This window comes from Kitasatospora sp. NPDC004614 (genome assembly GCF_042873675.1).
Classification (GTDB): Bacteria; Actinomycetota; Actinomycetes; order Streptomycetales; family Streptomycetaceae; genus Kitasatospora.
The window spans coordinates 473,785-493,872 of sequence record NZ_JBIALR010000003.1 but is presented as its reverse complement, the minus strand read 5'-3'; the positions used below and the strand labels follow the sequence as shown (position 1 = coordinate 493,872).

Annotated in this window: 15 protein-coding genes; 6 read left to right on the top strand and 9 right to left on the bottom strand. The window is 70.3% G+C overall.

Going from position 1 to position 20,088, the window contains the following annotated elements; genetic code table 11:
• Positions 1–110 precede the first annotated feature (110 nt).
• Entirely contained in the window at positions 111–1,298 is a 1,188-nt protein-coding gene (locus ACFYST_RS11685; protein ID WP_387861515.1) for a helix-hairpin-helix domain-containing protein, read from the top strand.
• 269 nt (positions 1,299–1,567) lie between these two features.
• Complete coding sequence (locus ACFYST_RS11680; protein ID WP_387861513.1) at positions 1,568–4,351, top strand: ComEC/Rec2 family competence protein; 2,784 nt, start codon at positions 1,568–1,570, stop codon at positions 4,349–4,351.
• A gap of 145 nt (positions 4,352–4,496) precedes the next feature.
• On the opposite strand, the gene ACFYST_RS11675 is transcribed toward ACFYST_RS11680, so the two are convergent.
• Positions 4,497–4,760 (bottom strand): hypothetical protein, encoded by a 264-nt coding sequence (locus ACFYST_RS11675; RefSeq protein ID WP_387643121.1) that lies wholly within the window; start codon positions 4,758–4,760, stop codon positions 4,497–4,499.
• A 127-nt stretch (positions 4,761–4,887) separates the two neighbouring features.
• On the opposite strand from ACFYST_RS11675, the gene holA reads away from it, so the two are divergent.
• Complete coding sequence (gene holA / locus ACFYST_RS11670; protein ID WP_387643122.1) at positions 4,888–5,883, top strand: DNA polymerase III subunit delta; 996 nt, start codon at positions 4,888–4,890, stop codon at positions 5,881–5,883.
• Positions 5,884–5,999: 116 nt separating this feature from the next.
• On the opposite strand, the gene ACFYST_RS11665 is transcribed toward holA, so the two are convergent.
• The 3 genes from ACFYST_RS11665 to ACFYST_RS11655 form a co-directional block, all read right to left on the bottom strand.
• Complete coding sequence (locus ACFYST_RS11665) at positions 6,000–6,824, bottom strand: hypothetical protein (protein WP_387861511.1); 825 nt, start codon at positions 6,822–6,824, stop codon at positions 6,000–6,002.
• Between the two features lie 419 nt (positions 6,825–7,243).
• Positions 7,244–7,507 carry a 30S ribosomal protein S20 gene (gene rpsT / locus ACFYST_RS11660; RefSeq protein ID WP_035862702.1) on the bottom strand — a complete coding sequence of 88 codons (264 nt, stop codon included), beginning with the start codon at positions 7,505–7,507 and terminating at the stop codon, positions 7,244–7,246.
• A 165-nt stretch (positions 7,508–7,672) separates the two neighbouring features.
• Entirely contained in the window at positions 7,673–7,978 is a 306-nt protein-coding gene (locus tag ACFYST_RS11655) for an antibiotic biosynthesis monooxygenase family protein (RefSeq protein WP_387643124.1), read from the bottom strand.
• Positions 7,979–8,081: 103 nt separating this feature from the next.
• On the opposite strand from ACFYST_RS11655, the gene lepA reads away from it, so the two are divergent.
• The gene (gene lepA / locus ACFYST_RS11650) at positions 8,082–9,950 is read left to right on the top strand and encodes a translation elongation factor 4 (RefSeq protein ID WP_387643125.1); all 1,869 of its coding nucleotides are present in this window, start codon (positions 8,082–8,084) and stop codon (positions 9,948–9,950) included.
• 102 nt (positions 9,951–10,052) lie between these two features.
• On the opposite strand, the gene ACFYST_RS11645 is transcribed toward lepA, so the two are convergent.
• The 3 genes from ACFYST_RS11645 to ACFYST_RS11635 form a co-directional block, all read right to left on the bottom strand.
• A complete protein-coding gene (locus tag ACFYST_RS11645) occupies positions 10,053–11,123 on the bottom strand; it encodes an NAD(P)/FAD-dependent oxidoreductase (RefSeq protein WP_387861510.1) in 1,071 nt (356 codons plus the stop codon).
• 83 nt (positions 11,124–11,206) lie between these two features.
• Positions 11,207–12,109, bottom strand: coding sequence for an RNA polymerase sigma factor SigJ (gene sigJ, locus ACFYST_RS11640; protein ID WP_387861508.1), 903 nt, complete (start codon positions 12,107–12,109; stop codon positions 11,207–11,209).
• 166 nt (positions 12,110–12,275) lie between these two features.
• A complete protein-coding gene (locus tag ACFYST_RS11635) occupies positions 12,276–12,800 on the bottom strand; it encodes a MarR family winged helix-turn-helix transcriptional regulator (RefSeq protein WP_387643128.1) in 525 nt (174 codons plus the stop codon).
• 104 nt (positions 12,801–12,904) lie between these two features.
• Between ACFYST_RS11635 and ACFYST_RS11630 the strand changes: the two genes are divergently transcribed.
• A complete protein-coding gene (locus ACFYST_RS11630; protein ID WP_387643129.1) occupies positions 12,905–13,987 on the top strand; it encodes an EamA family transporter in 1,083 nt (360 codons plus the stop codon).
• Between the two features lie 7 nt (positions 13,988–13,994).
• Here the strand turns inward: ACFYST_RS11630 and ACFYST_RS11625 are convergent, their stop codons facing one another.
• The gene (locus ACFYST_RS11625) at positions 13,995–16,013 is read right to left on the bottom strand and encodes an ABC transporter ATP-binding protein (protein WP_387861579.1); all 2,019 of its coding nucleotides are present in this window, start codon (positions 16,011–16,013) and stop codon (positions 13,995–13,997) included.
• A gap of 158 nt (positions 16,014–16,171) precedes the next feature.
• Positions 16,172–17,908 (bottom strand): ABC transporter ATP-binding protein, encoded by a 1,737-nt coding sequence (locus ACFYST_RS11620; protein WP_387861507.1) that lies wholly within the window; start codon positions 17,906–17,908, stop codon positions 16,172–16,174.
• Between the two features lie 275 nt (positions 17,909–18,183).
• On the opposite strand from ACFYST_RS11620, the gene ACFYST_RS11615 reads away from it, so the two are divergent.
• The gene (locus ACFYST_RS11615) at positions 18,184–20,085 is read left to right on the top strand and encodes an AMP-dependent synthetase/ligase (RefSeq protein ID WP_387643131.1); all 1,902 of its coding nucleotides are present in this window, start codon (positions 18,184–18,186) and stop codon (positions 20,083–20,085) included.
• Positions 20,086–20,088: the final 3 nt, after the last annotated feature.

The following is a 20,088-nucleotide window of genomic DNA, read 5'->3' as shown; positions in this document are numbered from 1 at the left end:
ACTATGAAACTCACTCGTCCTAGCGACGAGAGTTATCCACAGGCCCGAGTTATCCACAGGGGCGGGCCAATTTCCAGACCGCACGTCAGGCCGGTCCTACTGTCCTCGCCATGAGGACCATCACCACACCCCAAGCCCGCCGCCGTCAGACCGTCGCCACTGCCCGAGCCCGCCTCGGTCTGCTCTTCCCGCCCGTCCAGCCCGCCGACCTCGGCCCGCCTGGGCCGACCGCCGAGTCGGTGCCCCAGGCTTTGGAGACCGCAGGGGCAGCCGAAGTGGACAGCGGCGAGTTGTCAGCGCTCGCGGTCCGTGCGGCGGTCAGTGCTGCTCCCGAGCCGGAGCGGGCAGTGGTACGTGCGACGTCCGCTCCCGATCCACCGTACGCACTGTCATCGCCGCAAATCCTGGCGATGTACGGAGTATCGGCGCGCTCGGCAGGTACGGCCGCTCGAAGCTTCACCGATCCGACGGTCGGGCTGCCCGCAGTTCAGCCCGGTGCGATTCCGGAGCGAGACCCGCCTGTCGCCGCATCCGACGCCGACTCGCTGCCGCCCCCTGTTCCTGACGCCCCGCTGGGGAACTGGGCCGACCTCCAGGCGGATCCGGATCCGCCGCCTCAGCCCGATGCCCCGTCAGCTCCTGAACCGGTCGGAGCGGCCCGCCGCGCTGACCAGCCGGGACTGCCGCTTCGGTTCCGGCTTCCCGGAGCCTTCGCCTTCGACCGCCGCGCTGTTATCGGCCTCTCCGTCCTCCTCGTCCTTGCCATCGGCTACGCCGCACAGCACTTCTGGTTGGGCCGGCCACACCCCGTTGCCGTCCCCGCCATTTCCATCACCGAATCCACCACCGACCGTGCGACGGAAGGAGTACCCACACACCAGCCAGCCGGACCGTCACTGGTCGTCGACATCGCCGGCAAGGTTCAGGATCCCGGCCTACGAACCCTCCCCGCAGGTTCACGGGTCGCCGATGCCCTGACCGCCGCCGGCGGCCCGATCCCCGGAACGGACACTAGCCTGCTCAACCTTGCCCGCCCACTCACTGATGGAGAACAGATCCTCGTAGGTGTCGAAAATCCGACCGGCGGAGCTCCTGCCGCTCCTGCCGGACCAGTCAGCCTCAACCACTCCAGCGCCGAGCAGCTCGACTCACTGCCCGGCGTAGGGCCGGCCCTGGCCCAGCGCATCCTCCAGTACCGCCTGACACACGGCCCCTTCCAGTCCCTCGACCAACTTCGCCACGTCTCCGGCATCGGCCCCCGAAAGTACGAGGACCTCAAACCGCTCCTGACGCTCTGACACCCAACCCTTTTCCTGCCAGGAGGTGTCCCATGAACTAGCTCCCGACTTGCTGAGCGAAGCCGCGCGTCGCTACCCGCCGAGGGAAACGTGGCCGCTCATCCGACGCTCTGTCCAGGCCCAACCCGCCGTCTCCCACCACTCGACTGTCAGACATGGGACTGCTGGTCCCTCGTACAGCCCGGTTGGTGTGGCATGGCCGTTCCGTTGCGCCACCAGCCTCTAAATCAACAAGTCGACCAACGAACATGCCGAGAGGAGGCGCCCCAATGCCGGCCCTGCCCTCCACCGTCCCCGACCGAACCGACTACCGGCTCCTCCTCCTGGCCATCACCGCCTGGCTGGTCACAGCCCTCGCCCTCGACCTGGACGCGAGACACCACCCGGCGCTACTCCTGAGCGCCTTGATGGGCGGCGTGATCGCCTCCGGCCTCCTTACTTCGAAAGGACCTCGCCGCTCGATCCACCGACTCGCAGCCGCCGTCCTGCTCACCGCCGCAACGGCGGCGACCACCACAGTCCTCCACACCGCCGACCTGCACCGGGGCCCGCTGCCTGCCCTGGCCCATCCAGCGCTGACGCCCGCCCGGGGAGAGCCGGGCTCCCCGGGCGGCTTGGAGAAGCCGCCGGATGCGGACGAGCAGTCCGCGCCGCCTCGCTCCGGGGGAGGCCGAACTGCCAAGCCGGAGATCACCGTTGAGGCGACCATCACCGGTGACCCCAAGTTTCACGGGGCGCATACCAAGGGCAGCGCCCTCTCCCAACCGACCCTCACCATCTCCGCTGTCGTTACCCGCGTCCTCCCACTCGCCGGTGCCGAGCAGGCGGACGCGGTGCCCACAGTGACCAGAACGCCTGTCACGCTCCTCATCCGGACTCAGGACGCGGAGCAGTGGCAGCAACTGGTTCCGTCCACTCAATTGGGGTTCCAGGCAGAGGTGTTGCCGGAGCGGCAGGCGAGCCCGTCCACGGGCTCGGCAGCACGACCTCGGACGGATTCGGCTGCCCTGCTCGCCCCGCAAGGCCAGCCCCGGACCCTCGCACCTCCCAGCCTTCCGCAACGCCTTGCCGCCCAGCTCCGCAGGGGGCTTCGCGATGCCTGCGATCACCTGCCGCCCGACGTGCGCGGACTGCTCCCGGGACTGGTGGTGGGCGATGTGACGAGGCTTCCGGACGACCTGGCAGACGCATTCCGGTCCACCGACCTCGGGCACCTGGTGGCGGTGAGCGGGGCCAATCTGGCCATCGTCCTGGCAGTCCTGGTCGGAGGTACGCCGACCGACTCGGACGCGCCCGGACGGGGCGGGCTGGCCGGGCTGCTGGGACTCTCCTTCCGTACGACAGCACTGCTCGGAACGGGGCTGACGCTGGCGTTCGTCACCATCTGCCGTCCCGACCCGAGTGTTCTCAGAGCCGCCGCCACCGGCCTGATCGGACTACTGGCCCTCGCCACCGGAAGACCGAGACGAGCCCTGCCCACATTGGCCGGCGCTGTGCTGATCCTGGTTCTGGTGGATCCTTATCTGGCCCGCTCATTCGGGTTCCTGCTTTCCGCGCTCGCCACGGCAGGGCTGCTGATTCTCGGCCCGCGATGGACGGCCGCGCTGCGTGCGCGTCGCTGGCCGCACCACCTTGCATCGGCGGTCGGAGCCACTGCGGCGGCGCAGGCCTTCTGTTCCCCCGTCACCGTCCTGTTGGCGCCGCGGATCAGTCTGGTCGGGATTCCGTGCAACCTGCTGGCGGAGATCGCGGTCGCACCCGCCACCTTGCTCGGGTTCGGTGCGCTCGCGGTGGCGCCCTTGTCGAAAGGGGCGGCGGAGTTTCTGGTGGACCTTGCCGCGTTGCCAGTCGGGTGGCTGGCCACCGTGGCGCGGAGGGGTGCGGAGCTTCCCGGTGCTGAACTCGCCTGGCCCGGCGGACTGTTCGGCTCGGCGCTGCTGGTGGTGGTCATCGTCGCGTTGGCCTGGGCACTGCCGCCGCTGCTGGGCGGACGACGGCCTAGGCATCGGCAACCCAGGATGTGGCTCGTGGTCGCGATTGCCGTTGTGCTGCCGGTGGTTCTGCTGAGGCCGCCCGCCGTGACTCGGCTGGCGACTGGCTGGCCAGCCGAGGGCTGGCGGTTGGCGATGTGCGACATCGGGCAGGGCGACATGACTGTGCTGCCGGTCGAGCCCGGCAGCGCGGTGGTGGTGGATGCCGGGCCTGATCCCAAGTCGGCGGATGCCTGCCTTCGGGATCTCGGGGTGACCAGGGTGCCGGTCCTGATCCTCACTCACTTCCATGCGGATCACGTCGAGGGAATCCCCGGGGTTCTACGTGGCCGGTCGGTCGGTGCGATCGAGGTGACCACCTCGGACGAGCCGGACGGCGAGCGGAGCAGGGTGCTGCGCTGGGCAGCCGGCGGCGGGGTGCCGGTGTTGCGTGCCCAGCGAGGCGAACGCCGAACGGCCGGTGCCGAGCTCGCCTGGCAAGTGGTGTGGCCGGCCTCTCCAATGGCCCCGGACGCGACCGGCCCCAACAACTCCAGCATCGCGATCCTCGCCACCCTCGGTCCTCCCCGCGCCCCGATCCGGGTAGCCCTGCTGGGCGACCTGGAACCCCCGGCGCAGGCGGCCCTGCTCGCCCTCGGCCTGCCGCCGGCGGTCCGGCCGGCCGAGCGGGCTCCACCGTCACCTGCGGGGACGGCGTCAACAGCAGCGCGCGACACGGGGCAGGTGTCCGAGGGCCAGACGGAGTCGGTGAGCTACGGCGGCTCAGGCGACCGCTACGGCGGCCCTGGTTCTCCCGGGCTGGGCCGGGTGGACGTCCTGAAGGTGGCGCACCACGGATCGGCGCACCAGGACTGGGCGTTGATGGCAGGGCTCCGGCCGAGGCTGGCCCTGATCTCCTGCGGTACCGGCAACCCATACGGGCATCCGGCTCCGCAGACAGTGGCCGGACTCAGGGCGCTGGGGGCGGCGGTGGTCCGCACCGACCGGGTGGGGGACATCGCGGTGCTGGGGGATGCGCCCTCCCTGGCTGTGGCGTCCCACCAGCGCTCCGGCCACGGCTGACCCCGAGGCGCGCCCGGGCCCGCCGACGGCGATGGCAGCTCGAATCGATGGGCCTGGCAGGTGCGGACAGAGCGCCCGTCCGAGCGGGTGGGGTCACCTCGCTCGGACGGGAACCAGAGGGGACCTGCGGGCCGGGGCGGGTGGGTCAGTCCTGCTCGCGCCACCCGTCCTGCTCGGCGACGAGCCGGTCGAGTTCGGTCAGCAGCTGCGGTGTCCAGCCCTCGTCCTCGGGGGCCTCGACGACCACGATCCACTGGGCGTCCTCGGCGTCGTCCTCCCCGGCGAGGGCGTCCCGGACCACCTCCACGTCGCCCAGGTCGGGCCAGCGCGCACTCAACTCCTCGGCAATCTCATCCGCCGCGTCGCGGTCGGAAAGGACGAGCAATTGACGGTCATTGTTCTTGATCACGCCAACATTCTCCCCAGCCCCGTGGGCGGAACGGCGGCGGCCCCACCCCAGATTCCGCTCCGGGGGTCTGCCCTGATGGGACGTGCCGGGGCAGGCCTGTCGGTACGGCGTGCGATCCTGGTAGGCGATGGCCAGGAAGAGTGCACCCGAGGACCTGCTTGCCCCGCTGACCGTTGCGGTCGGCCAGGAAGAGCTGCTGCTGGACCGCGCGGTCGCCGCGGTGGTGGCGGCGGCGAAGGCGGCGGATCCGGAGACGGATGTGCGCGATCTCGCGCCGGGAGCGCTGCAGGCCGGGCAGTTGGCCGAACTCACCACCCCCTCGCTCTTCGCGGAGCGGAAGGTGATCGTGGTCCGGGCTGCGCAGGACCTTGCGGCCGACGCGGTCAAGGAGGTCAAGGCGTACCTGGAGACGCCGGCCGAAGAAGTGATCATGGTGCTGGTGCACGCGGGCGGCGCCAAGGGCAAGGGGCTGCTGGACGCGGCGAAGAAGGCGGGTGCGCGGGAAGTGCTGTGCGCCAAGCTCACCAAGGCGAGCGAGAAGCTGGCGTTCATCCGCAACGAGTTCCGTACCTTGGGGAGGGCCGCCAGCCCGGAGGCGTGCCAGGCGCTGCTCGACTCGCTGGGCAGCGACCTGCGCGAACTGTCGGCCGCGTGCAGCCAGTTGACGGCCGACATCGAGGGCCCGATCGACGAGACTGCGGTCGCGAAGTACTACAGCGGCCGGGCGGAGGCGACGGGCTTCGAGGTGGCCGACCTCGCCGTCACCGGTCGGGCCGCCGAAGCGCTGGAGCGGCTGCGTTGGGCGCTGGCTGTCGGCCAGCCGCCCACGGGTATCACGTACGCGCTCGCCTCTGGGGTTCGCAGCATCGGCCGACTCGCCACCGCCGGCCGGAACATGCGCCCTGGCGACCTGGCCCGCGAACTGGGCATGCCGCCGTGGAAGGTGGACCGGGTCCGCCAGCAGATGCGTGGCTGGACGGGCGACGGCGTGGCCGCGGCCCTCACTGCCGTCGCGGAGGCAGACGCGGCCGTGAAGGGCGGCTCCGACGACCCGGCGTACGCCCTGGAGCGCGCAGTGGTCGCCGTGGCCCGGGCCTCCCGGGCCGGCTCTCGCCCGTACTGAGCCTGCCCCTACTAAGCCACGTTCGTACCAGTCGCGCCCGGCAACGTTTCCGAGGCGGCCCCGCCGAATCGGGTCGGGCGATCTCCCGTACCGGTCGGGCGGAGCCCCGGAGTGGGTCAGGTGGATCCGCCGAGGGTGCGCAGCAGTTCACGGGTGTCGGACAGAAGTGCGGTGCGGACCTGCTCCCGGTCGGGGGCGGTTCCTCTGCCGTCCTGGTAGGACGCGGACCAGCTGGTGTAGCAGGTCATACCGCCCTGGCGGACGTACAGGACCTGGGTGAGGTAGTGCGAGCCCGGGGCGCCGCGGTCGGGGTCGTCGAGGTAGCCGATGTAGGCCGCGTCGCCGAGGCCGGGTACCGGACTGATCTGGTAGTGGCGTTGGGCCAGTCCCTCGCGCTGTGCGTCGAACTCCGGGCGCGGGTCCACCTCGTGGTGGAGCTGCACCTGCAGGTAGAGGGTGTAGTAGTCCTGGTCGCCGCCGACCTTCTTGCGGTACTGGCCGCAGTACATCTCGTCCAGCGCCCGGTGGCGCGTCGTGTAGTGGTAGGGGGTGCCCGTCGGGACTGGGTACAGCTGGCTGAAGGTGGTGAGGCGGGCGGTGGTGCACAGGTCGTCGACCGTCCGGTAGCCGGCCACGCTTCGGGCGCTCGTTGTCGAGTCGCCGTTGATCAGTGCGGGGACTGTCAGGATGGTCGCCGCCCACACTGCCGAGGCCACCAGGGCGCCGCCGATGCCCCACCACAGTCGGTGCCGGGGACGGCCCGGGCCAGGGCCGTCTGTGCCCGTTCCGTTCGGGTTGTCGCTGGCGTTGGAGGGCCCGTCGGGGCCGATGGTGGTGACCGTGCCCGTTCTGACGCCTGTGGCCGGTGAGGTGCGGGGGTTGCGCGAGAAGCTGCTGGTGGAGCGGTGGCCCTGGAGCTGATGCGGCGGCGGAGTCGACATCGTTCCCCCGAGTAGTTGGTCACGCACGGGCAGTGTCAGGCACCCACGCACCCTACCTCGCTGCATCGTTCGCGCCGATCCCCTTTCTCTGCGCGGTGGTTGGACACCGCGGCTGCCGGGCGGGCGGCAGTCGACCGGGCCCGGAAACGCGAACTGCCCGCCCGGTGGGGACCGGGCGGGCAGTTGGGGGAAGTGCCCTGAGCGGGTACTTTCCGTGGTTCATCTGGGTACCACACCCGCGTGGCGAACGCAGGCCGCGTGCGGTACGGGTGGTGCAGCTCGTCGGAAATCCGGGTAGAGGGCCGGATTCCCGGGAGCGGACGGTCGGCGGTGGCGGGTAGAGGGCCGCGGATTCACGCCGTCCTAGGTGGTGCCGGAGCACCGGGTCGTACGGCCGGGCCGTACGGGAAGGACCAGGATCAGGCAGCGACGTTGACGCGCTTGGTGATCGCCGACTTCTTGTTGGCGGCCTGGTTCTTGTGGATGATGCCCTTGCTGACGGCCTTGTCGAGGGCCTTGGAGGCGGCGCGAGCCAGCTCGACGGCCTTCTCGTTCTCGCCGGCGGCAGCGGCCTCGCGGGCCTTGCGCAGAGCGGTCTTCAGCGAGGACTTGACGGCCTTGTTGCGCAGGCGCGCCTTCTCGTTGGTCTTGTTGCGCTTGATCTGGGACTTGATGTTCGCCACGAAAGAGCCTCAGTCTGTGTGAATCGGCAGTTCAACGGGTTGCACCGCCCGCCGCCGGTACCAGCCGAGAGGGCATGCCGAGGGCGGAGTGCAGCGGCCCACGCTACCAGGGCCGCCCCGTGCCGCCCAAACCGGACCGGCGGCGCGAACGCGACCGGTGTCCCGTCAGTCGCTGATCAGCGGCTCGCCATAGTGCTCGACCGTCGGGAACGGGTCGTAGTAGTGGTGCAGCAGCTCGCGCCAGCGTTCGTACTCGGGGGAGCGGCGGAAGCCCTCGGTGTGGTCCTCCAGGGTCTCCCATTCGACCTGCAGCAGAAAGCGCGAGGTGCGGCCGCCGTCCAGGCAGCGGCGCAGTTCGAGGGAGCGGAAACCCCGCTGGGCGGCGATCAGCGGCCGGGCCTGGACGAAGGCGGCGAGGAAGTCGTTCTCCTGGCCGGGGCGGACGTCGAGCAGGGCGCTTTCCAAGATCATGCGGAGATCGTGCCGCATGCCCGCCCGGGTGGAAAGACCGGTCGGGCCTCGGGCATGGGAGGATGGGCGGAACCATATTGATCGGATCAGAAATCGGACCAAGGTGCCCGCGACCCCCAGCAACGTGCCAGAGCCCAGCCGTACTGACCCGGCGGTGATTCGCAACTTCTGCATCATCGCCCACATCGACCACGGCAAGTCGACGCTCGCCGACCGGATGCTGCAGATCACCGGCGTGGTGGACCCCCGGCAGATGCGCGCCCAGTACCTCGACCGGATGGACATCGAGCGCGAGCGCGGCATCACCATCAAGTCGCAGGCCGTCCGCCTTCCGTGGGCGCCGCGGACCGGTGAGAACGCGGGCAAGACGCACATCCTCAACATGATCGACACCCCCGGCCACGTGGACTTCACGTACGAGGTGTCCCGCTCCCTCGCGGCCTGCGAGGGAACCATCCTTGTGGTCGACGCGGCCCAGGGCATCGAGGCACAGACCCTCGCCAACCTGTACCTGGCGCTGGAGAACGACCTCACCATCATTCCGGTGCTCAACAAGATCGACCTGCCGGCCGCCCAGCCCGAGAAGTACGCAGCCGAGATCGCGCACATCATCGGCTGTGACCCGGCCGACGTGCTGAAGGTCTCCGCGAAGACCGGCCTCGGCGTCGAGGACCTGCTCGACCACGTGGTCGAGAAGATCCCCGCCCCGGTCGGAGTCAAGGACGCCCCGGCCCGCGCGATGATCTTCGACTCGGTGTACGACGCCTACCGCGGCGTGGTCACCTACGTGCGAGTGGTCGACGGCCAGCTCACCAAGCGTGAGCGGATCGCCATGATGTCCACCGGCGCGACCCACGAGCTGCTGGAGATCGGCGTCATCTCGCCGGAGCCGAAGGTCGCAGACGGCCTCGGTGTCGGCGAGGTGGGCTACATCATCACCGGTGTGAAGGACGTCCGGCAGTCCAAGGTCGGTGACACCATCACCTCGCAGCACAAGGGTGCCACCGAGCCGCTCGGCGGCTACAAGGACCCGCGCCCGATGGTGTTCTCCGGCCTCTACCCGCTGGACGGCTCGGACTACCCGTTGCTCCGCGACGCCCTCGACAAGCTGCGCCTGAACGACGCCGCACTGGCCTACGAGCCGGAGACCTCGGTCGCCCTCGGCTTCGGCTACCGCTGTGGCTTCCTCGGCCTGCTGCACCTGGAGATCATCCGGGAGCGCCTGGAGCGCGAGTTCAACCTCGACCTGATCTCCACCGCCCCGAACGTGATCTACCGGGTGATCATGGAGGACGGCACCGAGCACACCGTCACCAACCCGAGCGAGTTCCCGACCGGCAAGATCGCCGAGGTGTACGAGCCGGTCGTGCGCGGCACCATCCTGGCCCCCAACGAGTTCGTCGGCGCGATCATGGAGCTCTGCCAGTCCCGCCGCGGCAACCTGCAGGGCATGGACTACCTCTCCGAGGACCGGGTGGAGCTGCGCTACACCCTGCCGCTGGCCGAGATCGTCTTCGACTTCTTCGACCAGCTGAAGTCCAAGACCCGCGGCTACGCCTCGCTGGACTACGAGCCCATCGGCGAGCAGTCCGCCAACCTGGTCAAGGTCGACATCCTGCTGCACGGCGACGCGGTGGACGCGTTCTCCGCGATCGTGCACAAGGACAAGGCCTACAACTACGGCGTGATGATGGCCGGCAAGCTGCAGAAGCTGATCCCGCGCCAGCAGTTCGAGGTGCCGATCCAGGCCGCGATCGGCTCCCGGGTGATCGCCCGTGAGACGGTCCGCGCGATCCGCAAGGACGTTCTCGCCAAGTGCTACGGCGGTGACATCTCGCGTAAGCGCAAGCTGCTGGAGAAGCAGAAGGAAGGCAAGAAGCGGATGAAGATGGTCGGTCGCGTGGAGGTCCCGCAGGAGGCCTTCATCGCCGCGCTGTCGACGGACGCGGAGCCACCGAAGGAAAAGAAGTAGTTCCCACGGTCGGCCCAACGGGCCGGGGTCCCCACGCGGGGGCCCCGGCCCGTTGCCGTTTCCTGATGGCGAATCGACTCCGCTCCCGGGGCCGGCTGCCGGTCAGCGCAGCGTCAGCGGCAGCACGTTGACGATCACCGACTTGACCAGCCGACCAGCTGCCCCGGTCACCACCCGCGGCTTCATCGAGTCGTCGCCGTGGATCATCTGCACCAGCGCCTCGCCGCGGCCCAGGCTCAGGCACTGGGTGAGGTAGCGGAACGAGAACGGCTTGTCGGTGCGCCCGGTGAGCAGTTTGCCCAGGTAGCGGCCCTGCGGCTGGGCGGTGGCGCAGGCCATCCGCAGCTGTCCGATGCCGGGCACCTTGGTGGCGGCGGCGTCCCCGGCCACGTACACGTCGGGGTGCGACACCGAGCGCAGGTGGTCGTCCACCACGGCCTGTCCGCGTTCGGTGACGGCCAGGCCGGAGTCGGCGGCGAGCGGGTGCGGTTCCAGCGAGCCGGCCCACACCACCACGTCGGCGGGGATCGGGCCGGCCGGCGTCTCCAACCCGGCGGCGGTGACCGCCGTGACCTGGTGTGCCTCGTCCACCTGGACCCGGAGTCGGTGGAGCACCGCCAGGACGTGCGCCCGCCCGCGCGCCGACAGCCAGCCGCCGACCGGGCCGGACGCCACCAGCCGGACCTGCCAGGACGGGTGGGCCTCGGCGAGTTCGGTGGCCAGCTCGATGCCGGTCGCGCCGCCGCCGACCACCGCGATCGTCCCAGGTGCCGGCGCGTCGGTGATCCGGCGGTGCAGTTCCTCGGCCTGCTCGGCCGAGTACGCGTGCTCGGCGGCGCCGGGCACGTCGCTCCAGGCGACCCGGCTGCCGAGCGCGTACACCAAGGTGTCGTACGCGATCCGCTTGCCGTCCTCGGTGACCACCTTCCGCCCGGGCAGGTCGAGCTCGACGACCCGGGTAGCGAGGTGGTCGACCTTGCGGCCGCGCAGCACGTGGGCGATGTCGGGCCGGGAGGGCCGGCGGCCGACGGCGATCTCGTGCTGGCGGACCCGGTGGGCGAAGCGCCGCTCCGGGGCGATCAGGGTGACCCGGTCCGGCCCACGGCCGATCCCGGCGGCCGCGGACAGTCCCGCGTAGCCCGCGCCGATCACCACGATGTGCTTGCCAGTCATCTCGTCCTCCTTCACGGACCCCGCCGGGTGGCGGATACGGAAGGGGGACGGGGCACACTGCGGGAGTGTGACCGTGACCTGTGTCACGCCCCCGCGAGGTGGGTGAGCTTCTCGGGGTTCACCATCGCGTACGCGGAGGTGACCCGGCCGTCCGCGACGGTGAACGCGAGCACGCCGCCGATCACGCCCGGGCTCGAGTACCAGACCGCACCCAACTCGCCGTTGACCAGCATCGGCACCAGCGGGCGCTCCACATCCACCGAACGCTCGGCGATCTTGCGCACCAGCCGGCCCACACGGAGCGCGCCGAGAAGCGGACGGCGGCCCGCGCTGACGATGCCACCACCGTCGGCGTGCCAGACCACCTCGGGGTCGAGCACCTCCATCAGCGTCATCAGATCGCCGCCGGTTGCCGCGGCGATGAACGCCGTCACCACCTGGCGGTGTTCGGCCGGGTCGACAGTGCTGCGGCGGCCGCCGTCCCGAACCCGGCGGCGGGCCCGCGAGGCGAGCTGCCGGGTGGCCTCGGGGGAGCGGTCCAACGCCGAGGCGATCTCCTCGAAACCCACCGCGAACACGTCGTGCAGCACGAACGCCGCCCGCTCGGCCGGAGTCAGCTGCTCCATCACCGCCAGCATCGCCACCGACACCGCCTCACCGACCTCGGCCAGTTCGGCGGGTGACTCCGCGGTGCTCAGCAACGGCTCCGGCAGCCACTCGCCGAAGTACGCCTCCCGGCGGGCCCGGGCCGAACCCAGCTGGTCGTAGCAGAGCCTGGTCACCACCGTGGTCAGGTAGGCGCGCGGCTCGGCGATGCCCGACCGGTCGGCCGACTGCCAGCGCAGCCAGGCCTCCTGCAACACGTCCTCGGCATCGGCGACCGAGCCCAGCAGGCGGTAGGCCACCGCGCCCAGGTAGCGGCGCTCGGCCTGGAAGGCGTCGACGGGGCCGGAGGGCGCGGTGTCGAGGGCGGTCGGATCGGGCACCCGCCAACGGTAGCGCGCCGAACGGCCGGGGCGGCAGGCCGGTATTGATCCGGCGTCAGGCGGGGCGGTCGTGCGAACTCTGGGTGGGACGGGCGTGGGCGTTCAGCGGAACGGCCGCTCGGTGTGACGGCCGCCGTGGGTGGCGGAAGCGGGTCGTTGCGGGGTGCTAGCGGGACTCCACGCTGTGCAGCAGATCCCGGAGCAGCGTGTTCAGCTCGGACAGCCGCTGTTCGCCGAGCCGGTCGATGATCCGCTGCTGGACGGCCGTACCCGCGGCCACGGCCTGGTCGACCGTCTCCCGGCCGAAGTCGGTGAGGGTGATTCGCAGGCCGCGACGGTCGTTCGGGTCGGGGGAGCGGGTGACCAGGCCGGCCCGCTCCAGCTTGTCCAGCCGGCCGGTCATGCCGCCGGTGGTGAGCATCAAGGTCGCGGTCAGCTCGCGCGGCGACAGCGAGAACGGCTCCCCGGCGCGGCGCAGGGTGGCCAGGACGTCGAACTCGCCGAGGCCGATGCCGAACTGCGCGTAGACCTGCTCCATCAGGTCGCTGACCGCGCGGGAGACCCGGTGCACCCGGCCGAACGCGGCCATCGCCTCCGTGCGGTGGGCGAGGTCCGGGCGCTCGTGCCGCCACTGGTCGGCGATCGCGTCCACGGGGTCGTGTGCAGTGCTGCGTGGGTCAACTCGGTCCATTTCGCCAGTGTGGCACAGGGCCGCTCGGGAGTGAGTGGGTGAGCGGCGAGTTTGCTTTCGCTAATTGGCTCGACAGCAAGTAACTTGCTGCTAAGCTATCTCTCATGCGAACCGTAGCTCTCACCGCGCTCGCCCCGCTCGCGTGGGGCTCCACCTATGCCGTGACGACCGAACTGCTTCCCGCAGACCGGCCGTTGCTCACTGCGACTCTGCGCGCCCTGCCCGCCGGACTGGTGCTGCTGGCCGTCACCCGACGACTGCCCAGCGGTTCCTGGTGGTGGCGCTCGGCGGTGCTGGGCACGCTCAACATCGGCGTCTTCTTCGCCCTGCTCTTCGTCGCCGCCTACCGCCTGCCCGGCGGCGTGGCCGCCGTCCTCGGCGCGATACAGCCGCTGCTGGCCGCGGGGCTGGCCGTACCCCTGCTGGGGGAGCGGTTCGGGCGGCGGGCCCTGCTGGCCGGCACCGTCGGAGTGTTCGGCGTAGCCCTGGTGGTGCTGCGCGCCACCGCCCGGCTGGACGCCATAGGCGTGCTGGCCGGCCTCGCCGGGGCCGGGGCGATGGCCGCCGGTACGGTCCTCACCAAGCGCTGGGGGCGCCCCGAGGGCGTCGGCCCACTCGCTCTGACGGGCTGGCAGCTCACCGCCGGCGGTCTGCTGCTGCTCCCGGTGGCCGCTCTGGTCGAGGGTGCCCCGCCCGCGCTCAGCGGCACCAACCTGCTCGGGTACGGCTACCTCGCGGTGGCCAACACCGCGCTGGCGTACTGGGTCTGGTTCCGCGGTATCGGTCGTCTGCCCGCCACCTCGGTCGCCTTCCTGGGCCTGCTCAGCCCGGTGTCGGCGGCAGTGATCGGCTGGGCCGCTCTCGGCCAGTCCCTCAACGCGGTGCAGCTGCTGGGCATGGCGCTCGCCCTGAGCTCCACCCTGCTCGGTCAGCGCCCGGCCGGCCGGCCCGCCACCACCGTGGTCGCCGCCTCCACCACCGACCCGACCACCCCGGCCGCCACTGACCCGACCATCACCGACCCGACCACCACCCACCGGGCCACCGCAATCACCGCGACCATCCTGGCGCCAGTCACCACCGCCCCGGCTCTCGCCCTCGCCGCGATACGCGAGGGGGAGGCCCGCGGTGCGGACCTCCCCCAGGGCGGCGGACCGGTCGGGCCGGTCGGCCGGGCAGCGCGCTGACGTCGTGTCAGTCGACCTCGGCCACCGCCTGGGCGAACTGCGCCTGGTACAGCCGGGCGTAGGCGCCGTCGGCAGCGATCAGCTGGTCGTGGTTGCCCTGCTCGACGATCGAACCGTTCTCCATCACCAGGATCACGTCGGCGTCCCGGATGGTGGAGAGGCGGTGGGCGATCACGAAGCTGGTGCGGCCGGTGCGCAGCTCCGCCATCGCACGCTGGATCAGCACCTCGGTACGGGTGTCGACGGAGCTGGTCGCCTCGTCGAGCACCAGGATCGAGGGCTGGGCGAGGAAGGCCCGGGCGATGGTGATCAGCTGCTTCTCGCCCGCGCTGACTCCGGTGCCCTCGTCGTCCAGGACGGTGTCGTAGCCGTCGGGGAGGGTGCGCACGAAGCGGTCCACGTGCGCGGCCTTCGCCGCCGCGATCACCTGCTCGCGGGTGGCGGACTCGGCACCGTAGGCGATGTTCTCGGCGATGGTGCCGCCGAACAGCCAGGTGTCCTGGAGCACCATGCCGATGCCGGAGCGCAGCTCCTCGCGGGACATCGCGGCGATGTCCACGCCGTCGAGGGTGATCCGGCCGCTGCTGACCTCGTAGAAACGCATCAGGAGGTTGACCATGGTGGTCTTGCCGGCGCCGGTTGGGCCGACGATAGCCACGGTTTGGCCGGGTTCGACCTTCAGGGAGAGGCCCTCGATGAGCGGCTTCTCCGGGTCGTAGCGGAAGGAGACGTCCTCGAAGGCGACGCGGCCGTGCACCTCGGCGGGGCGCTCCGGGCGCTGCGGCTCGGGGGACTGCTCGTTGGCGTCGAGCAGTTCGAAGACCCGCTCGGCGGAGGCCACACCGGACTGCACCAGGTTGGCCATCGAGGCGACCTGGCTGAGCGGCTGGCTGAACTGACGGGAGTACTGGATGAACGCCTGGACGTCACCGATGGACAGCGCACCGCTGGCCACTCGCAGACCGCCGACCACCGCGACCAGCACGTAGTTGATGTTGCCGACCAGCATCATCGCGGGCTGGATGATGCCCGAGATGAACTGCGCACGGAAGGAGGCTTCGTAGAGTGCCTGGTTCTCCTGCTGGAAGAGGTCCTTGGCCTCCTGCTGGCGGCCGAAGACCTTCACCACGCTGTGCCCGGTGAACATCTCCTCGATGTGGGCGTTCAGCTTGCCGGTGGAGCCCCACTGCTTGATGAACTGAGGCTGGGCCCGCTTGCCGACCTTGGCGGCGACCACCACCGAAACGGGAACGGAGATCAGTGCGATCAGAGCCAGCAGAGGGGAGATCCAGAACATCATCATCAGCACGCCGACGATGGTCAGCAGGGAGTTGACGACCTGTCCCATGGTCTGCTGCATCGACTGCTGGATGTTGTCGATGTCGTTGGTGACCCGGCTCAGCACCTCGCCGCGCGGCTGGCGGTCGAAGTAGCTGAGCGGCAGCCGGGCCAGCTTCGCCTCGACCTCCTCGCGCAGCCGGAACACCGTGCGGTTGATCGCCAGCGCGGTCAGCCGGCCCTGGACCACACCGAACACCACGGCGGCCAGGTAGATACCCAGCACCCAGAGCAGGATGGTGCCGATGGCGCCGAAGTCCATGCCCTGGCCGGGGGTGAAGTCGATCGAGGCGAGCAGGTCGGCGATGTTGCCCTCGCCCCTGGCGCGCAGGCCATCGAGCACGGCCTGCTTGCTCGGGGCGCCGGTGAAGCGTGGTCCGGTGGCTCCGGCGACGATCAGGTCGGTCGCCTTGCCGAGCACCCAGGGGCCGGCCACCGCACAGGCGACGGAGAGCGCGCCGAATCCGAGCACGCTGAGGATCAGGTTGCGCTCGGGCTTGAGCATGCCGAGCAGGCGCTTGGCGGAGCCGCCGAGGTCCTTGGCCTTCTCGGTGCCCTGGGCGCCCGCGAAGCGCGCGGGTCCGGGCCCGCCGCGGCGGGCGGCCGCCTCCTGCGAGGTGGAGACCGGCTCCTGCTCCGCCTCGTTCGCTCCGGCTCCGGCTCCGGCTCCGGCTCCGGCCTTGGCCAGGTCGGGCTTGGCGGGCTCGGCGGCCTTGGCGGCCTTGGCGGGCTTCGATCCGGTCGTTCCGGCACCGGCCTTGGCCAGGTCGGGCGTGTTCGCCGCAGGCTCGGTTACGTCGGGCACGGCCACGTCGGGCTCGGTCACGTCGGGGCTTTCGGGGGTGGTCACGCCGCGGCCTCCTGCTCGGTGAGCTGGGAGAGCACGATCTCCCGGTACGTCGGGCTGTCGGCCATCAGCTCCTGGTGGGTGCCGGTGCCGACGACGGCGCCCTCGTCGAGGACGATGATCCGGTCGGCGTCGCGGATGGTGGAGACGCGCTGGGCGACGATCACCACCGTGGCGTCCGCGGTCTCCCCGGTGAGTGCGGCGCGCAGCCGGGCGTCGGTGGCGTAGTCGAGGGCCGAGAAGGAGTCGTCGAACAGGTAGATCTCGGGCTTGCGGACCAGGGCCCGGGCGATCGCCAGGCGCTGACGCTGGCCGCCGGAGAGGTTGGTGCCGCCCTGCGCGACCGGGGCGTCCAGGCCCTCGGGGAGCTTCTCCACGAAGTCCTTGGCCTGGGCGATCTCCAGGGCGTGCCAGAGTTCCTCGTCGGTGGCCTCGGGCTTGCCGTAGCGCAGGTTCGAGGCGACGGTGCCGGAGAACAGGTACGGCTTCTGCGGGACGAAGCCGATGACCTCGGACAGCTTCTGCGGGTCGATGTCGCGGACGTCCACGCCGTTGATCAGCACCTCGCCGCCGGTGGCGTCGAAGAGCCGGGGGACGAGTCCGAGCAGGGTGGTCTTGCCGGCGCCGGTGGAGCCGATCACGGCGGTGGTCTCGCCGGGCCGGGCGGTCAGGTCGATGCCGCGCAGCACGGGCACCTCGGCGCCGGGGTAGCGGAAGTCGACGCCGCGCAGTTCCAGCGTGCCGTGGGCGCGCAGTTCGGTGACGGGGGCGAGCGGCGGGACGACGCTGGAGGGAGTGCTCAGCACTTCCTGGATGCGTTCGGCGCAGACCTCGGCGCGCGGCACCATCATGAACATGAAGGTGGCCATCATGACGCTCATCAGAATCTGCATCAGGTAGGAGAGGAAAGCGGTGAGCGCGCCGATCTGCATGCTGTTGCTGTCGATGCGCTGCGCGCCGAACCAGAACACGGCGACGCTGGAGATGTTCACCACGCCCATGACGATCGGGAACATCAGCGACATCAGCCGGCCGACCCGCAGCGAGTAGTCGGCGAGTTCGCCGTTGGCGCCGGTGAAGCGCTGCTTCTCGTGGTTGTCCTTGACGAAGGCGCGGATGACCCGGATGCCGGTGATCTGCTCGCGCATGATCCGGTTGACCGTGTCGATGCGCTCCTGCATGCCGCGGAACTGCGGCCGCATCTTGCTGACCAGCACGGTGACGACGATGCCCAGCGCCGGCACCACGGCCAGCAGCAGGCCGGACAGCGGCACGTCCTGGTTGAGCGCCATGATGATGCCGCCGACGCACATGATCGGCGCGGCGACCATCAACGTGAAGGACATCATCGCCAGCATCTGGACCTGCTGGACGTCGTTGGTGGTGCGGGTGATCAGCGAGGGCGCGCCGAACTGGTTGAGCTCGCGGGCGGAGAACTCCTGCACCTGGGAGAACACCCCGGCGCGCAGGTCGCGGCCGACGGCCATCGCGGTGCGGGCGCCGTAGTAGACCGCGCCGATCGAGCAGACGGCCTGGGCGAGCGAGACGCCGACCATCACGCCGCCGACCCGCAGGATGTACCCGGTGTCGCCCTTGAGGACGCCGCTGTCGATGATGTCGGCGTTCAGCGTCGGCAGGTACAGCATGCCGATGGTGGAGATCAGCTGGAGCAGTACCAGCACTGTGATGTCGCGGGAGTAGGGGCCGAGGTGGGCCCGTAGAAGTCTGAAAAGCACCGTGACACTCTCGTCGTCGAGTGGGACGCGCGCATCCCAAATTCGGGTACTTGTGAAAAAGCTTCACCCGTTGACCGGGCCTGCACTCTGAGCCTGCGCTGTGCCTGCACTTCCGCCCCGTGAGTGTGCCAGCTCACGTCACCCCCTTACGGAACGGCTTTTCACCCCCTAGGCTGCTGAATGCCCTCTTGTTACTCACCGGTTAAGTCGGTTGCCGGCCGCCCCCACGGCCGTCGCTTACCCACTCTCGGTCCACCCGTCCCCGGAGGTCCTCGTTGAGTTCCGCGCAGTCCATGATCGAGCGGCGCCCGCCCTCCGTGGCGCACCTTCTGCTCAGCAGGGTAAAGGCCACTCCGAACGGTGAGGCCTACCGGTACCCGGTCCCGGTGGACGAGCAGGCCGCGGACAGCGCGCCGGGTGCGGAGCAGTGGCGGTCGCTGACCTGGGCGCAGGCGAACGAGCGGATCCGCGCGGTCGCGGCCGGCCTGATGGCGCTGGGCATCCGGGCCGAGGACCGGGTGGCGATCGCCTCCGCCACCCGGATCGAGTGGATCCTCGCCGACCTGGGCAACATGTGCGCCGGCGCGGCCACCACCACGGTCTACCCGAGCACCAACTCCGACGAGACCGCGTTCATCCTGGCCAACTCCGGCAGCCGCGCGCTGTTCGCCGAGAACGCCGGCCAGCTGCGCAAGGCCGTCGCGCAGAAGCCCGAGCTGCCCGCGCTGGAGTACGTGATCCTGTTCGACCCGGCGGGTGAGGACGCGCCGCAGGCCGAGGGCCTTACCGTGCTGACGCTGGCCGAGCTGGAGCAGCGCGGCGCCGCGTACCTGAAGGAGAACCCGGACGCCGTCGACAAGGCGATCGATTCACTGGACAAGGAACAGCTCGCCACCCTGATCTACACCTCCGGCACCACCGGCCGCCCCAAGGGCGTGCGCCTGGTGCACGACTGCTGGTCGTACGAGGGCGTGGCGCAGGAGGAGAGCGGGCTGCTGCGCTCGGACGACGTGCAGTTCATGTGGCTGCCGCTGTCGCACGTGTTCGGCAAGACGCTGATCTCCGGCCAGATCGCCACCGGCCACGTGATGGCGGTGGACGGCCGGGTGGACCGGATCATCCACAACCTGCCGGTGATCCGTCCGACCCTGATGGCGTCCGCGCCGCGGATCTTCGAGAAGGTCTACAACGGCATCGCCGGCAAGGCCCGGGCCGAGGGTGGCGCCAAGTACAAGATCTTCCTGTGGGCGGCGAAGGTGGCCCGCGACTACGCGCAGACCATCCAGGCCAACAAGGTCGCGCACGGCCACGAGAGCGCCCCGCTGGGCCTGCGGCTGCAGCACGCGCTGGCCGACAAGCTGGTGTACACCAAGATCAAGGCGGCGTTCGGCGGCCGGCTGCGCGGCGCGGTGTCCGGCAGCGCGGCGCTCGCCCCGGAGATCGGCTACTTCTTCAAGGGCGCGGGCGTCCCGGTGCTGGAGGGCTACGGCCTGACCGAGACCTCGGCGGGTTCCACCGTGAACCGGGCGGAGGACTTCCGGGTCGGCACGGTCGGCCTCCCGCTGCCCGGCACCGAGGTGCGGATCGCCGAGGACGGCGAGATCTTGCTGCGCGGCCCGGGCGTCATGCGCGGCTACCACGAGTTGCCCGAGCAGACCGCCGAGGTGCTGGAGTCGGACGGCTGGTTCCACACCGGCGACATCGGCGAGCTCGGCGCGGGCGGCTACCTGCGGATCACCGATCGCAAGAAGGACATGTTCAAGACCTCCGGCGGCAAGTACGTCGCGCCGAGCGAGGTCGAGGGCAAGTTCAAGGCGATCTGCCCGTTCGTCAGCAACATCCTGGTGATCGGCAACGGCCGCAACTACTGCACCGCGCTGATCGGCCTGGACGAGACGGTGATCATGCCGTGGGCGGCCGAGCACGGCATGGCCGGGAAGTCGTACGCCGAGGTGGTGGAGGCCCCGGCCACCGTGGAGCTGATCGACGGCTTCGTGAAGCGCCTCAACGGCGAGTTGCAGCGCTGGCAGACGATCAAGAAGTTCGCCCTGCTCCCGCGCGACCTGGACATCGAGCACGGCGAGCTCACCCCCAGCCTGAAGATCAAGCGCCCGGTGGTGGAGAAGACCTACGCCGACCGGGTGACCGCGATGTACGCGGGTGCCAACGAGGCCTGAGCA

Bases quoted from the DNA above. Each gene is read 5' to 3' on its own strand.
- ACFYST_RS11685 (WP_387861515.1), top strand. From the start codon at position 111: ATGAGGACCATCACCACACCCCAAGCCCGCCGCCGTCAGACCGTCGCC.
- ACFYST_RS11680 (WP_387861513.1), top strand. From the start codon at position 1,568: ATGCCGGCCCTGCCCTCCACCGTCCCCGACCGAACCGACTACCGGCTC.
- holA (WP_387643122.1), top strand. From the start codon at position 4,888: ATGGCCAGGAAGAGTGCACCCGAGGACCTGCTTGCCCCGCTGACCGTT.
- ACFYST_RS11665 (WP_387861511.1), bottom strand. From the start codon at position 6,824: ATGTCGACTCCGCCGCCGCATCAGCTCCAGGGCCACCGCTCCACCAGC.
- ACFYST_RS11655 (WP_387643124.1), bottom strand. From the start codon at position 7,978: ATGATCTTGGAAAGCGCCCTGCTCGACGTCCGCCCCGGCCAGGAGAAC.
- ACFYST_RS11645 (WP_387861510.1), bottom strand. From the start codon at position 11,123: ATGACTGGCAAGCACATCGTGGTGATCGGCGCGGGCTACGCGGGACTG.
- ACFYST_RS11635 (WP_387643128.1), bottom strand. From the start codon at position 12,800: ATGGACCGAGTTGACCCACGCAGCACTGCACACGACCCCGTGGACGCG.
- ACFYST_RS11630 (WP_387643129.1), top strand. From the start codon at position 12,905: ATGCGAACCGTAGCTCTCACCGCGCTCGCCCCGCTCGCGTGGGGCTCC.